Annotated in this window: 13 protein-coding genes and 1 pseudogene; 3 read left to right on the top strand and 11 right to left on the bottom strand. The window is 48.5% G+C overall.

The features are described from left to right. Positions 1-431 precede the first annotated feature (431 nt). Together ACFQZT_RS18100 and ACFQZT_RS18095 are read left to right on the top strand one after the other, a co-directional pair. Positions 432-671, top strand: a pseudogene (locus tag ACFQZT_RS18100) (transposase); the annotation flags it as partial. A gap of 36 nt (positions 672-707) precedes the next feature. Further along, a complete protein-coding gene (locus ACFQZT_RS18095) occupies positions 708-1,370 on the top strand; it encodes a DDE transposase (protein ID WP_379302285.1) in 663 nt (220 codons plus the stop codon). 1,435 nt (positions 1,371-2,805) lie between these two features. On the opposite strand, the gene sdaAA is transcribed toward ACFQZT_RS18095, so the two are convergent. The 8 genes from sdaAA to ACFQZT_RS18055 form a co-directional block, all read right to left on the bottom strand. Further along, positions 2,806-3,681, bottom strand: a complete 876-nt coding sequence (gene sdaAA, locus ACFQZT_RS18090; protein WP_379302249.1) for an L-serine ammonia-lyase, iron-sulfur-dependent, subunit alpha — start codon at positions 3,679-3,681, stop codon at positions 2,806-2,808. Between the two features lie 14 nt (positions 3,682-3,695). Further along, positions 3,696-4,379, bottom strand: a complete 684-nt coding sequence (gene sdaAB, locus ACFQZT_RS18085) for an L-serine ammonia-lyase, iron-sulfur-dependent subunit beta (RefSeq protein WP_379302248.1) — start codon at positions 4,377-4,379, stop codon at positions 3,696-3,698. 300 nt (positions 4,380-4,679) lie between these two features. Next, complete coding sequence (locus ACFQZT_RS18080; protein WP_379302247.1) at positions 4,680-6,224, bottom strand: choice-of-anchor Q domain-containing protein; 1,545 nt, start codon at positions 6,222-6,224, stop codon at positions 4,680-4,682. A 110-nt stretch (positions 6,225-6,334) separates the two neighbouring features. Further along, positions 6,335-7,294, bottom strand: coding sequence for a carbohydrate kinase family protein (locus ACFQZT_RS18075; protein ID WP_379302282.1), 960 nt, complete (start codon positions 7,292-7,294; stop codon positions 6,335-6,337). Beyond that, positions 7,294-8,595 (bottom strand): alpha-galactosidase, encoded by a 1,302-nt coding sequence (melA, locus tag ACFQZT_RS18070; RefSeq protein ID WP_379302246.1) that lies wholly within the window; start codon positions 8,593-8,595, stop codon positions 7,294-7,296. The genes ACFQZT_RS18075 and melA overlap by 1 nt, the downstream gene beginning before the upstream one ends. A gap of 21 nt (positions 8,596-8,616) precedes the next feature. Then, on the bottom strand, positions 8,617-9,441 hold the full coding sequence (locus tag ACFQZT_RS18065; RefSeq protein WP_379302245.1) for a carbohydrate ABC transporter permease: 825 nt from the start codon (positions 9,439-9,441) through the stop codon (positions 8,617-8,619). A 15-nt stretch (positions 9,442-9,456) separates the two neighbouring features. Beyond that, positions 9,457-10,395: a carbohydrate ABC transporter permease gene (locus tag ACFQZT_RS18060; RefSeq protein WP_379302244.1), complete on the bottom strand. Its 939-nt coding sequence runs from the start codon at positions 10,393-10,395 to the stop codon at positions 9,457-9,459. Positions 10,396-10,410: 15 nt separating this feature from the next. Then, positions 10,411-11,703 carry an ABC transporter substrate-binding protein gene (locus ACFQZT_RS18055; protein ID WP_379302243.1) on the bottom strand — a complete coding sequence of 431 codons (1,293 nt, stop codon included), beginning with the start codon at positions 11,701-11,703 and terminating at the stop codon, positions 10,411-10,413. Between the two features lie 225 nt (positions 11,704-11,928). On the opposite strand from ACFQZT_RS18055, the gene ACFQZT_RS18050 reads away from it, so the two are divergent. Next, the gene (locus ACFQZT_RS18050) at positions 11,929-12,963 is read left to right on the top strand and encodes a LacI family DNA-binding transcriptional regulator (RefSeq protein ID WP_379302242.1); all 1,035 of its coding nucleotides are present in this window, start codon (positions 11,929-11,931) and stop codon (positions 12,961-12,963) included. Positions 12,964-13,007: 44 nt separating this feature from the next. On the opposite strand, the gene ACFQZT_RS18045 is transcribed toward ACFQZT_RS18050, so the two are convergent. The 3 genes from ACFQZT_RS18045 to fba all read right to left on the bottom strand — a co-directional run bounded on the left by ACFQZT_RS18045 (position 13,008) and on the right by fba (position 15,717). Then, positions 13,008-13,811 carry a DeoR/GlpR family DNA-binding transcription regulator gene (locus ACFQZT_RS18045; RefSeq protein WP_379302241.1) on the bottom strand — a complete coding sequence of 268 codons (804 nt, stop codon included), beginning with the start codon at positions 13,809-13,811 and terminating at the stop codon, positions 13,008-13,010. A 113-nt stretch (positions 13,812-13,924) separates the two neighbouring features. Next, a complete protein-coding gene (locus ACFQZT_RS18040; protein ID WP_379302240.1) occupies positions 13,925-14,854 on the bottom strand; it encodes a 1-phosphofructokinase family hexose kinase in 930 nt (309 codons plus the stop codon). After that, entirely contained in the window at positions 14,851-15,717 is an 867-nt protein-coding gene (fba, locus tag ACFQZT_RS18035; protein ID WP_379302239.1) for a class II fructose-1,6-bisphosphate aldolase, read from the bottom strand. The genes ACFQZT_RS18040 and fba overlap by 4 nt, the downstream gene beginning before the upstream one ends. Positions 15,718-15,763: the final 46 nt, after the last annotated feature.

Below are 15,763 nucleotides of genomic sequence, written 5' to 3'. Positions count from 1 at the left end.
TTTGCCCTGCTTTTTGCCCTGTCTTTTGCCCTGCCTTTTGTCCTGTTTTTTGCCCTGTCTTTTGCCCTGCCTTTTGTCCTATCTTTTGCCCTGTCTTTTGCCCCGTCTTTTGCCCTGCCTTATGCCCTGTCTTTTGCCCTGCCTTATGCCCCGTCTTTTGCCCTGCTTTTTGCCCTGTCTTTTGCCCTGCCTTTTGTCCTGTTTTTTGCCCTGTCTTTTGCCCTGCCTTTTGTCCTGTCTTTTGTCCTGTCTTTTGCCCTGTCTTTTGCCCTGCCTTTTTGCCCTGCTTTTTGTCCCGTCTTTTGCCCTTTCGCTTCTGTATATCGTTTTCGGTTTCCTTATCGCCACTATCCCATAGCCTCAGTTTTAATAACTTATAAAAAATGAAATGGCGCAAAATAATTTCCAGTTTTTTGTTGATATAAGATCAAATGTTCGGTATAATAAAAAGGAACAAACGTTCTTTACTTGAGATTCAGAGTGGAGTGAACAGTATGGATTTTGGCAACATGTCATTGGAACAGTTTCGGTTGGAGTTTTCAACTGAGGAAGCATGCATTCAATACGTATATCAAACAAAATGGCCGAAAGGCTATACTTGTCCCCGATGTCATCATCGGCATGCATACATAACCAGGACACGTCGACTTCCGCTTTATGAATGTTGTCATTGCCATCACCAGACTTCACTAACAGCAAATACGATCATGGAAGCTAGTCGGACAGAACTGCGAAAATGGTTCGTGGCTTTCTTTCTGATTTCCCAAACGGATAAAGGGATCAACGCTGTTGAGTTATCAACCATCATTCAAGTTACCTATAAAACAGCTTGGTCCATTTTACATAAAATTCGTCGAGTTATGAACAAAACAGATCAATCTACACTTCTCACAGGCTCAATCAGTGTTAACTCGGCCGTTTATGGACGGCCTTACCATTCATCTGTAAACAAGCACCCTCAAGAGAATTTGCTTCTTGTTGGCTCCTCACTCAACCAGACCGGTGAGCCTTCCTATATTAAAATTAAAGTTGTTACTTCAGAAAATCCAAAAGACAAACATATTAACCAAAGTGTAATGAAATCTTTCACTAAGCAGCATATTGATCAACATGCGAAAAGGATTGACTTTGTCACTGGATTCTATACGCCAAAGCACAAACGTCCGCTTCTTGCTTTCGCTACCCAAGCCAGCAAATGGATCAACGATACCTTTCATGGGCTTGGAGCAGCTTATTTGCAAACTTATTTAGACGAATTCAGCTATCGTTTAAACCTCTCCATTCAGGGTATACCTATTTTTAAACATTTGATCCATCAATGTGTTTCTATGTCTTTTTCTGATCCGACTAATACCCAATGCGCTGCATGATATTAGCCCAAATTATGCATTCTTAAAAGACTAAGTTACTATTCTTAGCATGGCTCGTTTACTATCTTATAGAATTCCATTGCTTCGACTCATGTCCTCTTATTACCTAACATTCCATTTCGGTGCTGTGAAACAAACCGATCTACTTGTTTTTCCCCTCACTGAGTCAATGGGATAATGACCATAGAGAAGCTTTTTCTTATTGCCATACAATCCAATTCAATTGAGGGGAATCGAACCGATCTACTATTTTTACCACTCAACATGAGTCAATGGGATAATCACCATAGAAAAGCGTCTTCTTATTACCAAACGTTCGATTTCATTTTCAGAGAATCAAACAGACCTACTGTTTTTCCCACTCAACTTGAGTCAATGGGATAATGAACATAGAGAAGCGTCTTCTTATTGCCAAACATTCCATCTCAATTGCGGAGAATCGAACCGACCTACTGATTTCCCACTCAACCTGAAACAATGGGTTAATGACCATAGAGAAGCGTCTTCTTATTACCAACCGTTCCATCTCAATTGCGAAGAATCGAACCAATTTACTGTTTTTCCCACTCACTGAGTCAATGGGATAATGGCATGAGGAATATCACTTGGTTCAATTAATACAGGACCAGGGCAGGGGTAAGTTTGTGGGTTGGGTTGGGTTGGGTTGGGTTGGGTTGGGTTGAGTTGGGTTGGGTTGGGTTGGGTTGGGTTGGGTTGGGTTGGGTTGGGTTGGGTTGGGTTGGGTTGGGTTGGGTTGGGTTGGGTTGGGTTGGGTTGGGTTGGGTTGGGTTGGGTTGGGTTGGGTTGGGTTGGGTTGGGTTGGGTTGGGTTGGGTTGGGTTGGGTTGGGTTGGGTTGGGTTGGGTTGGGTTGGGTTGGGTTGGGTTGGGTTGGGTTGGGTTGGGTTGGGTTGGGTTGGGTTGGGTTGGGTTGGGTTGGGTTGGGTTGGGTTGGGTTGGGTTGGGTTGGGTTGGGTTGGGTTGGGTTGGGTTGGGTTGGGTTGGGTTGGGTTGGGTTGGGTTGGGTTGGGTTGGGTTGGGTTGGGTTGGGTTGGGTTGGGTTGGGTTGGGTTGGGTTGGGTTGGGTTGGGTTGGGTTGGGTTGGGTTGGGTTGGGTTGGGTTGGGTTGGGTTGGGTTGGGTTGGGTTGGGTTGGGTTGGGTTGGGTTGGGTTGGGTTGGGTTGGGTTGGGTTGGGTTGGGTTGGGTTGGGTTGGGTTGGGTTGGGTTGGGTTGGGTTGGGTTGGGTTGGGTTGGGTTGGGTTGGGTTGGGTTGAGTTGGGTTGGGTTGGGTTGGGTTGGGTTGGGTTGGGTTGGGGGCTAGTTTTTGTTCGGCACCCTTATTGGAGATTAGAGCTTTTAATCTACTGGGAACGCTTTAAAATTTAACAGAGCCACCTTCATAAAGAATGGTGGCTCTGTACGTTTCTGGATTTGTTCTATTTTTTTCGTAGGTCGCTCATTATTTTGCGTCCGGTTGGCGTTTGAGCCAGGCCGCCGCCGGCGGTTTCGCGATGTTTTTCCGGCATTGACGAGCCGACTTCGAGCATGACTTGCACGACTTCGTCGGATGGAATGACGCTGCGCACACCTGCAAGGGCCATATCAGCGGCGGCTAGTGCCGTTACTGCACCAAAACCGTTGCGGACGATGCAAGGTATTTCAACGAGGCCGCCGACAGGATCGCAGATCAGGCCGAGGGAGTTTTTGAGGGCAAGGCCGACTGCGTGGATCGCTTGCTCCGGCGTACCTCCCCTAAGCTCGACGAGAGCGCCTGCTGCCATGCCGATAGCTGAGCCGACTTCTGCCTGGCAGCCGCCCTCCGCGCCTGAAATAAAGGAGTTATTAGCGATGACGTAGCCGATCGCGCCAGCAGCGAACAAGCCGTAAACCATGTGATCGTCAGACCAGCCGAAACGCTGCTGGCAACTGACAAAAACACCAGGAATAATACCGCAAGATCCTGCGGTTGGCGTCGCAATCACCCGTCCCATGGAGGCATTGACTTCGGAGACGGCAAGCGCGTACGCCATCGCCTCGCTAGCAGCCCCGCCCAGATTCGTTTCATTTTGCTCTCTGTAAGTCATAACTCGCTGCGCGTCCAATCCTGTCAGTCCGCTGCGAGAGGTTGTATTTTCATGCAGTCCTTTGTCCACTGCTGTTTTCATGATCTTGTAGTATTCACTCATTTGAGCAAACACTTGCTCAGATGGCTGGCCTGATTCCGCACATTGCTCTTCGAGCATCACATGTCCTATGGACATGTTTCTCTGCTCGCTAAGTTGTCTTAGCTCTTGCAGTGACGTAAAATTCACGACGATTCTCCCCTCTAACTATGATCTCTGCTTAAATCAATGACATCCACGGATTGAATGGCTGGAAAGTTCAGCAATTCAGCGATCAGGTCCGAGGTGACCGGTACATCCAGCTCCATCACTGTCAGCGCATCGCCGCTGCGGCTTTTACGATCAACCGACATATGTCCAATGTTCGTTTGTCTCTGTTTGAGTAACTGCGAGACATCCGCAACAACGCCCGGCCAGTCATTATGTTTAATAACGAGAGACGGGTATGAACCGGTTAGCTTTACGCTAAATCCGTTGATCTCGATAATTTCAATATTACCTCCCCCGATTGACGTTCCCACAATGGATAATTGTTTGGATGACGATGCGGAGGAAAGAAAGATTTTGGCCGTGTTCGGATGTGTAAACAAACCTTTACCTTGATCAAAGGTGATCTGCATACCACTTTGTTCTGCGATATCTAGCGATTGTGTAATTCTAGGGTCATCGGTTGGCCAGTCCAGCAGCCCGCCGACAATGGCTAAGTCTGTTCCATGACCTTTATACGTCGCAGCAAAGGAACCATAGAACAGGACCAGCGCCCGATCCGGTTGTTCACCGAATAATTGCCGAGCCGCTTTACCGATCCGGACTGCACCTGCCGTATGAGAACTGGAAGGCCCTACCATGGCCGGGCCAATAATTGAAAAAACATCTTTAAACCTCATTCGAGGAAGCCTCCATACCTGTAAAAAATCTTACTCTATTTTATTTCGCTACAGGCTGTCTCGGCTCCTCTTTAGAAAAATGTGGATGCTCAATTTTTGCCCCACCATCATCGCGGCGCTCGGATAAATGCCTCATCATAAGCGAAGCCTGCCACTGTCCCTATCTATATGTATTCTTGCTCATATCGTTAATTGTAATTGTTTTACAGTTAAATGCAAACTATACCATGATATACGAAAGAACCTCGAATCCCCATACATCGGGTTTTCGAGGTTCTTGTAAGGCATTAATGCATAAACCTACTCATCCGCTCCGATATTCACAGCTGTGCCCTGGACTCTGGATTGACCGTCGATGTCAATAGATCCAATGATAGCCGTATCCGTCGAGCCTGCATCGATGGCTGGCGATGTGGACTGCAGATGATAATCGTTGGTTGAAACATTGACGAATTTAGGATCGATAAATAGGGAGTGAGCATCGTTGCCGGTTCCTGATTTGTAAGCGGAGAAGCCAGTGTACTCGGTGTTTTTCCAAGTCCAAGTCGAATTGGAACTGCCTCCTGGAGAAAAATAAAGATTGTAATCGACGACATTGCCTGAATTCTTGGTGTACTCGTTATAGATAAGGACATTGGAGGAGCTGGCTACCATGATATTGTTTTTAATGATGTTATTTTGCGTATCATACTGTACATACAATTGGCCGCTGCCGTCACCGAGTGTGTCGTTTTTGTAGAGGGTGTTGTTGACAATTTTGCAATTGACAGTTGAGCCACGCAACGTGTCATAGCCGCCCATGGCAATGCCGGTCAAGCGATTTTTGTATACCATGTTGCTGCGGATCGTAATGTTACTTGTCGACTTGCCAGCATGCTCGGACGCAATCTCGATACCGATATCATTATTGTAGCTGTAGTTTTGCTCAATGACGCTGTCTTTGCCTCCATCGACGTAAATACCATCTGCCGCATTGCTGTTGTTAGGGAGGGTTTTGCCATAAGACGGGTTATTATTGGACGTTATATTATAAACCTTGTTGCCTTTAACAAGTCCATTTCGGGCCTGATCGTAGGAGACGTTAGGGGACTTGCCCTCGAAACCGATCAAATCGATGCCGATGTTGTCGTTGTCGTGAATGACATTGTTCGTCACGTTGAACGTATCGACGTTGCCATTCAGCACTAGCGACTCGCTGGAGCCGAGCACGAGATTGTACAGCTCGTTGCTGTTAATTGTAATGTTGTTAATGGAATCCGGAGCTTTCGTGCCGTATACGGCAATCCCGTGCGCATCCCGCCCTAGCAGATTGCTTCCCGTTGGCGTGGATGTATTTTTGATATCGTGCACTTTGTTGTTCGATAAGTTAATATAACTTCCGGATCCGTGCACATAAATACCTACCGGCATTACGCCGCTTGCTGACGTGGTATAGTTACGGATTTCAAAGCCCTGGATCGTAATGTAATTAGCATCGGTCAAATCGACGATGCCTTCCGTCCCGCTGACGGATAGACCCGTGCCATCGATAATCGCCGTCTCTGAGGCATAATTCGAGAACGTTATCGCGCCTTGCGCAGCCGATCCGGAACGGGTTATTTTGAGCTTCTGATTATATACGCCTCCGCGCACATAGACCGTGCTGCCAGGCACGGCAACGTCTGCTGCATGCTGAAGCGTTTTCCACGGCGCGCCGCTCGTGCCCGCATTGGAATCACTGCCCGTGGTCGCCACATAATATTCTGTTCCTGCAGCAGCAGCTTTGGTCGCTCCGACCTCTCCGAACACTAACGTCAATGCGGCAATGGACATTCCAACGATCAAATTTTTTCCGATTTTCAACATGAACCATCAGCTCCCTTGGGATTTGTCCTTCGTTCAAACAGTCCGACTGATAAATAAACAACTTTAAGTTAAATCCCCTATCACCCCCTTTATAGAGCCAAGTCGGCGGACTATGCCTCCTGCTCTTCCGCTTGTATGCGCATGACTGCCTCAACTGTCGGCAAATTGCCCGTGCCTCCAACGCCAAGTGTCGATAAAGCTCCGCAGGCATTCGCATATCGAAGCAGCGTTTCTCCCGTATAGCCCTGAAGATAGCCCTGGATGATCCCTGCGTTGAAGCAATCGCCAGCCCCTGTCGTATCTACGGGGGAAATTCGGTAAGGCTTGGTTGAGACGACGGACTTATCACTATTACGCAGCGTTGCTCCTCGCGAGCCTTGCTTTACTGCTACAACCCCCACTGCCGACAGGTGATTGGCAAATAAATCACTGAGATTGCTGCAAGCATATATGCCCAAAACCTCCTCTTCACTCGGAATGAACAAATCCGTATGCATGAGCAAGGCACTAATGCCGTCCCGGTCCCACAAATTACGAACATCCCAGCCGGTGTCAAAGGAAGTGCTGATGCCCTGACAGCGTACTCGTTCGAATAAGGCCGGCCAATGCGGACGCATACCATCCTGCAAATAATAGGAGCCAAAATGCAGATGGTCCGCTTCCTGAAACAGCGACTCTGGGATATAGGCAGGCGTCAGCAGCGGAATGCTGCCCGGGTATGTCAGCAATCCTCGATCCGATGGCGTCGAGAATGAAAGCGTCACGCCTGTTTTCACGCCCGGCAAAGCGGTGATATATTCTGTATTCACACCCATGCGCTTAAGTTCCGCCATACAAAACTTGCCGAAATCGTCATCGCCCACTACGCCGACGAATCTCACATCCAGCCCGAGGCTAGCCAGAGCACATGCCGTAATTGCCGAAGACGAGCCTAGGACGACATTGAAGCCTTCGATCAATTTCTCCCGATTCCACTCCGGCACGACATCTTCGCCAGAAACAATGATGTCGACGTTCAACTCTCCCGCTACAACGACAATAGGAGTACGAGCCCCCTCGTTAGCGGCCATCATCGAAGTGCCGGGATGAAATCCCGCTCCGCTTCATAGAGCTCCTCAAACATATCGCTGATCTCAGCCAAAGAGCATACCGCTGCCGAAAGCGGATCCACCATAAGCGCATATCTGGCCATTTCTTTGTCGTTGCTTAGCACAGCGCCTACAGCAAGCTCAAAGAAAGCCATATTGGTACGGCATAACGAAGCCAAATGTTCGGGCAAGCTGCCGAATTGGCAGGGGTTGATGCCGTTCCTATCAACCATGCAGGCAACTTCAACCACACCTTCCGCCGGCAGGTTATGAATAAGCCCCATATTCGGAACGTTTCCATAAATGACTTTGGTTTCATTCTTGAGCATCGCTTCAATGATGATTGCAGCGTATTCATTGCTGGACTTCAGTTCAATCGGCTGCTCTCCTTCCAACTGCCGAATGATCTTCTCGTCGTTCTCCTTACGCCATATCGGCCAATTATCCGCATAGTAGCCCGTGGCCCCGTTGTAGCCTGAATTGCAGTGAAGGTCGATTAATGCTTGCCGCTTCCGATAATACGGAATGTACTCGGAAAAATGGCCGCTTGATTCAGAAACGAAAGCGCCCAAATATTTCATCGCATCGAAGCGAACCGGATCTTTTCGCAGCAGGTCCGGATTCTCAACCCTTTCACGCAATACCGGATATAGATCTTTTCCTTGATGTGTCAGCTCAACGAACCATGACATATGGTTGATTCCACCGGCTCGCCATTTCATTTGTTCGTAAGGTACACCCGCATATTTCGCCAATTGCCGGGATGTATTTTGAATGGAATGGCAAAGTCCAACGACAGGAATGTCAGTAATGCGGGAGGTGAGCAGCGTAACCGCCGACATCGGATTCGTATAGTTGAGAATGATGCTGTCGGGGCATAGATCCTCGATGTCATGAACGATGTCCATCCAGCTCGGAAGCGTGCGCAATGTTTTGAACAGTCCTCCAGGTCCGAGCGTATCGCCGATACATTGATTGACACCGTATTTCAAAGGGATTTCATACTCGTATCGGACGGTTTGCAAACCGCCGACCTCGATTTGGTTAATGACAAACCTTGATCCGGCTATCACTTCCCTGCGGTTTGTAGAAGCAAGAACGTCCCACTTTTTGCCCGTCATCTCAATGATTCTGAGCACGAGCCGGCGTGCGATATCCAGACGGTTCTCGTCAATATCCACCAGGGCAATCGTACCGCCTTCTATGCCATCAATATTCAAAATGTCCATCGCAATCTCTTGTGTAAAGGCGCTGCCTGCGCCAATGATTGATATTTTCGTCATTGGTATACTCCTTGTGTCCGATTATTTCATGCCTGTCATCGTTAGCCCTTTAATGAACTGTTTCTGGAAAATCAGAAAAACAATAAGTACTGGAATGGTAATTAGTACGGCCGCTGACATCACCACATTGTAATTGACAACATGCGTGCCATTAAAATAGACCAAAGCCAATGGAACGGTCATTTTATTCATATCGTTCAGTACTATAAGCGGCCACAAATAGTTGTTCCACGAGTTCATGAAAGTGAAAATCCCTAATGCCGACAGCATTGGCAAAATAAGCGGCGAAATGATGCCCAGCATCAGCTTAAGCTCTCCCGCCCCGTCTATGCGTGCCGCATCCAGCAGATCCTGCGGAATTTCTTCGATAAATTGCTTAGCCAGAAATACGCCGTATGAACTTACTAAATTAGGTAAAATGATTGCAAACAAATGATTAATGAGACCAAGCTTGGCTGTAATTAAATAGGTGGGGATCATGATAACCTGGAATGGAATCATCATCGTCGCCAAAATCAAAAGAAACAAAATCCGTTTGCCCTTAAATGAATGCTTCGCAAACACATATCCGGCTAGTGTGCTCGTGAACAGCGTCGCCACCGTAATGACAATGGACGTGAATGCGCTGTTGAGCAGCCATTTGCCGAACGGGGCATCGCGCAGCACAATCCTATACCCGTCCAAGCTGGGATGTTTAGGGAGGAAGCCGCTTGACCCCGAGATGATATCCACATTGCTTTTTAAAGAGGACAGCACCATCCATAAATATGGCAGCAGCATGATGGCGGCAATTCCCGTGAGCGCAGCAATCACAATCGTATCGATCCAAACATTTCTCCGATGCATGTATCTAGCCTCCCGTCAATATTCCCACTGCGTACGGCCCCATTTCAGCTGCAGCAATGTAATCAATAAAATGATGACCAGAAACACAGTAGCCAAGGCGGAGGCATCGCCCATATTCGAATTGGAGAAAGCCTGGTCGTAGATATGCAAAGCGAGCACTCTTGTTTCGTTGAATGGTCCGCCTTTGGTCATAATCTGGAATTGCGGAAACGCCTGAAAATAAGAAATCACCGTTGTAACCGTTACGAATAACGTCGTTCTCCTCAATAATGGTAGCGTCACATGCCTGAACAAATGCCAGCGGTTGGCTCCGTCCAAAATAGCCGCTTCGTAATACATATCCGGGATGGAATCCAATCCCGCCATAAAGAGCACAATGTTATACCCGATATCCGCCCACAGCGTCATCATGATAATAGAGAGAAGCGCATAATGCGGATCGCTCAACCATTGAACCGGAGCGATGTGAAACTGTCCAAGCACCATATTGAACAAGCCGTTATGGAAATTGAACATCGTGCTCCATACAATGGCCGTGCCTGCAAGAGGCGCAATCGTCGGCAGAAAAAATACAGTGCGGAACAAATCCCTCAACCAGCCAATTTTAACGCTTTGGATAGCTGCAGCGATCAATAAGGTAAGGATGATATTGACGACGACCGTGATAATGACGAATTTAAATGTGACTTCAATCGACTTCAGAAAAACGGCATCGTTAAACATTCGGATATAATTTGCCGCGCCTACGAAAATGGCGTGATCGCTGAGCGGGTTATATTTGAATAAGGACAAAATTAGACTCCACCCGATCGGAAGGAATGCAAATATACCGAATAACAGCAAAACTGGCATTAGTGAAATGAATATGAATCGTCTTCCGCTACGGTATCGGACTTGACCGGCTTCGGCCGCATGCGGTCGTTTGCTTTTGCTGGTTACTATACTGTTGTCCATGCCTGAACACTCCGATCATTTATGTTGATCTTGGCTATCGTTAATGGCCTTTTCGATTGTACGGAGTCCGTCTTCGACACTTTCCTGGCCGGTCGTCATCAATTGAAAATGATCGTTGACTTGCTTGAAGAAGAAATCGCGATCTGCAACGGGTCCAATCCATTGGCCGTACTGCAGCAAGCCTAAAGAGGTTTTCATATACGGATTTTCCTTGAGAAATTCGGGGTCCTCGGCCACTTCTTTTTTGGCCGGAACAGTGAATGTACTTAAATTCCAAGCGCGTAAATTATCTTTGGCGCCCATGAACCGGATAAAATCCAACGCTTCATTCCGTGCCTTACTCTTCTGCGCCACTACGGCCCCCCAACCGGATTCCGCAGCGAATAACGGTTTCTCGGAAGTAAAGGACGGCACCGGCACATATTCAAAATCATTCAGCTTATAGTTGTTCAGTCCCGCTGCGATCGTCCAAGGTCCGCGATACGTCATGGCGGAATTGCCACGGAAGAAATAATCCGATGTGTCCAGCTCGCCGCCGAAAGTTGTTAAATCCGCCACTTTATCATCGGTCACCAACGATTTAAGCGCTGTCATCGCCTTGACCGCTTCCGGCGTCTGGAAATTCACATGATCGTGATCTCCCCAAATTTTGCCCTTTTGCTGCAAAATGAGCGAGAGGAATGTGAACGTAATATTGTCACTGGAAACGAAGTCAAACCCCTTCACCTTAATTCCGTTGCCATCGCGAACGGTCAGCTTCTTCGCAGTATCGACGAGCTCAGGCCAAGTTTCCGCCGGTTTCGCAATGCCTTTATCTTTCAGCATCTGCGGGTGTATCAGCATGCCGCCGTTTTCAATGTTGTACTCCATCGGCAGCCCGTAGAGTTTATTGTTCCATGTGTAGCCACCTAGGGGAGCGTCGTAATATCCTTTGCGTAAAGCTTCGCCGTCAGGCAATTCGGCGAGAAGGCCGTTCTTGGCATACTCAGGCGCCCATGTACCGAATACTTCAGCGATGTCGGGAGGATTTTGCGCGGAAAAAGAGGCTTTCAGCTTTTGGTTATAGATATCGTACGGGAAGGACTGGTAATCGATTTCTATGTTGGGGTGGGCAACTTGGTAGGCATCGATCAATTTCTTGTAGGCACCCATAAAAGCGTCTTCCTGGTGGCTCCAGAAAACAAGCTTGATTTTCCCTTGCGCAGACGCCGTTGATGATGCATCTTGCTTTGGATCATTCGAACAGCCAACCAATGCAAAAATAGTGCAAACACTTGCAAAAATTGCAGGAATTCTTGAAAAGCGCATAAATATTACCCCTTCCAACTTATATATAAGTTCATTTCCTTTATTTACAAGAAGAATATATCGCAAATTTTGGAAATCGTCAACACATTTTTCTCATATTTTTGCCGCAAATTATTTTATGATTTTGCATACATTTTGAGTTGACCTTCACGATCTTTTTCCTTAACATAGAGAATAAGATTTTGCCGCAAAAAATACGGAACCATGAAAAAGGCAGGTCATGTTATGCCCACATTAAAAGATATTGCCGAGCGCGTAGGCGTTTCCATTTCCACCGTTTCACGCGTCCTGGCCAATGAGTCCAATCGCGCGGTTAACAGCGAAACCAAACAGAAAATTTGGGAAACCGCACGCGATCTGGGCTATCACATCAAGCCCCCTGCGCAAGAGACTGCGCCAGTCACCAAGGGAATCGGGTGCATCGTCTCGACGATGCAGGACCGCCACTACCACCCTTATTTTTCTGTCATATTTGACGGTATCGAGAAAGAATTATCCCGAAACGGCTACAAAATCGCCTTCACGCATACGCAAGAAGATTTGAAAAGGCCCGAAATATTGCGTCAAATTACCGATGAAAATCAAATAGAAGGCGTTATCGTCATTGAAGGTATAGACAGCAAAATTTACAACTATGTGAAAAAGCATATCAAACACATCGTAGGCATTGATGTATCCGATCCCACGATCCCGACAATATCTTATGACCGTGTTGAAGCTGCCCGTATGGCGGTCAAGCACCTGATCGATCAAGGACACCGCGATATTTTGTTTATTGGAGGGACCGGTTTATCTGGGGAGTTCGACCGTGAGAAACGGTATCGCGGCTACAAGCTTGCCTTGGAACAAGCTGGCTTGTCTCCCAGCCCCCAGCATGTACTGAATGCCGAGTGGGAGCCGGACAATGCGTACCAGCTCATGCTGAAGTACGTGGACGAACACCGCGGCCAGCTGCCGACTGCGGTCTTCGCAGCCAGCGACATCATGGCCATGGCGGCAATGCGGGCTATTTCGGAGAAGGGTTACCGCACGCCGCAGGATTTCGCCATCGTCGGCTTCGACGATAACGAGCCTTCCCGGTACACGGTGCCGCCGTTATCGACGATTCACATCCCGACTTACGAGATTGGGATTGTTGCGGCAAAAACGATCCTGCAATGCATCCATTCGCCTTTTCCGCTCCCGATCAAAATTATTTTGCCGTTTGAGCCGATTTTCCGTCAGTCTAGCGATTGGCGGGTGCCGAATTCGGCTCAATAATGCAAAGAACCCAGCCGTCAAACTATGGCTGGGTTCTTTGCAATTTATGTGGTAGAGACAGTTTCATCCTTCGTGACATGAACAGCAATCCGCTGCTCCTTGCATGCTTGTTCAAACCAACCTTCCGGCTGCTTGTTCGTAATGATTCCTGTTGCGGACCGCAAGGGAATAATTGTAAATAAGGCTGTTTTTTCCAATTTGCTATGATCAAATACCGCATACACTTGACTGGAGCGTTCAATAAGCAGTTGAGCAATTCGGGCTTCCAGCTCCGAGTGCATCGTGAAACCATGCTCAAGAGAAACGCCGTCGATGCCAAGAAACATTTTGGTGACGTTGATCTTTTCAATGACACTCTCCGCAAGCGGGCCCGTGAGTTCATAGCTTTTGGGACGCATAATGCCGCCGATGACAACGACCTGAACGCCTTCCGCATCTGCAAGTTCTGACGCGATGTTCACGGCATTCGTAACGATGGTGATATTGCGATGCCTTTTCAGCGCTCTGGCGATGAAAAAAGTCGTCGTCCCGCCCGTCAAGCAAACGACATCTCCTTCTTCGACCAATGTCGCCGCTACTTCAGCGATTCTTTCTTTCTCCTGGCGTTGAAAGAATCGCTTGTCGGCGAATGGGATCTCGGAAGGTGTCTGCATGCGCGAGCCTTCGTAGATCGCCCCACCGATCGTACGAATGATTTGCCCGGATTTCTCCAGCACATCCAAGTCACGCCTTGCCGTAGCTTCCGAGCAGCCGATTGCCTCAATGATTTCTTGAAGTGAGATTTTGCCGTGTAATTTAATAAGCTCCAGCGTCTTCGACCTGCGCAGCTCGCTCTTTGAATATTCCATAAGTCTCTCCTTTGACGAATCCATGTCCGTCATCCATGCTATCCTGATTTTGGAGGATAAAGGATTAGATTGCAAGTGGGCTCGCATGGAGGCAAACTTTTGAAAGAATACTCCTACAAGGCGATGACTTCCACTTGCTTGACGTAATCCAGGAATCGCTCGTATTCGATATGACCTGCTTGATCAGACATTGCGTTTGCAGCAGCAGCAGCTGTTGCAATGCGCAGCTTCTCGGTCGGCGTATCTCCGCGTTCCTCGGCAAATGCCATGCCCGCCACAAAAGAATCGCCGCAACCGACGGTATTGATAGCTTGAATGACAGGCGGAATAACGCGGTATCCTGCACCGTCGATAAAAGCGATCGTACCCCGGCTTCCCAGCGTGACGCAAACCTGCGCGATCCCTGTGTCAGCCAGCTTAGCTGCCGCTAATGCCCACTCGTCTTCACTTAGTGACTCCTGGCCCAACCATTGCGCCAGCTCGTGCTCGTTCGGCTTCACGAAGTGGGGCCGAGCTTGCAAGCCGCTGCTCAAGGCAGCTCCGCTCGTATCGAGAAACGCCCGTGCGTTCGCCGACTGTATAATGCCGATGAGCTCGGCGTACAAGTCCGCGGGCACACCAGGAGGCAGGCTGCCCGAGAGTACAACAACGCTGGATTGCAGAGCGAGCCTGTGCAACGTCTCTTTCATCTCAGTAATATGGGCACCGCTAATTTCCGGTCCCTGTTCAAGCAGTTCGGTCGATACTCCATTTGACTGATCGATGATGTTCAAACAGACCCGCGATTCTCCGGGCACACGGACAAATGAGGTCTGGATGCCGCGTTCAAGCAAGCTCCCTTCAATAAAAGAACCGCTGCTGCCGGCAACGAATCCGGATGCAGTCACTTCCCCGCCAAGCAATCGAACGACTTTGGCTACGTTGTTGCCTTTGCCGCCGGGCTCGGCAATTTGCCGGGCTACGCGATGCACGCTACCCAGTCCGAATTGCTTCACGTAATAAGTCTTATCAATGGCCGCATTCAGCGTAACCGTTGTAATCATCGAACATCCCCAGCCTTGCCGATACATCCGCAAAGCTGCATTTTTTCAATAGCCAGGCGCTTCACGGCTTCTTTTGCCGGAACCATATATTTGCGCGGATCATTTTCATCCGGATGATCAGAGAATACATGTTTGATTGCATCCGAGAAAGTGATGCGCAGTTCTGTGGCGATGTTCATTTTAGCCATCCCTAGCGATACGGCTCTCTTTACTTGTTCAGCTGGAATACCGGAACCGCCGTGAAGCACCAACGGAGCCTCTACGCGATCGGCAATTTGCGCGATCCGTGCGAAGTCAATGTTCGGCTCCCCTTTGTAAATTCCGTGAGCCGTACCGATAGCCGGAGCTAACGTATAAACGCCGGTGCGCTCAATAAACAAGCTGCACTCCTCCGGGTCGGCAAGGAGAGCATCCCGCTCATCGACAACGATGTCGTCCTCGACGCCGCCCACTTTACCCAACTCCGCTTCCACGTTCACTCCCGCAGCAGAAGCTACTTCCATCACTTTGCGCGTACGCTCAACATTGTCCTCAAATGGATGCATGGAAGCATCAATCATGACTGAAGTATAGCCCGCACGGATACACTGTACGATCAACGGAAAATCGGTGCAGTGATCGAGATGAAGCGCAATCGGCAGTCCTGTTCGATTAGCCGCAACGGTCGCAGCTGCTGCGATATAATCGGGGCCTAGGTGCTTGACTGTACCCACCGTGGATTGAATAATGAGCGGGGATTGCGTTTCTTCCGCAGCTTCGACAACAGCTTGAAGCATTTCAAGCGTATGGACATTGAAAGCCGCAACGGCGTATTTGTTTTTTCTAGCAGTTTGCAACATAGCAGTGGATGATATAAGTGGCATAATAAGTTCCTCCTTAGAGTTTTCCTGAGTAAAGTGGTTTCGTAAG

This window comes from Paenibacillus sp. GCM10027628 (assembly GCF_042676385.1).
GTDB lineage: Bacteria > Bacillota > Bacilli > Paenibacillales > NBRC-103111 > Paenibacillus_E.
This window is presented reverse-complemented; position numbering and strand designations above follow the sequence as displayed.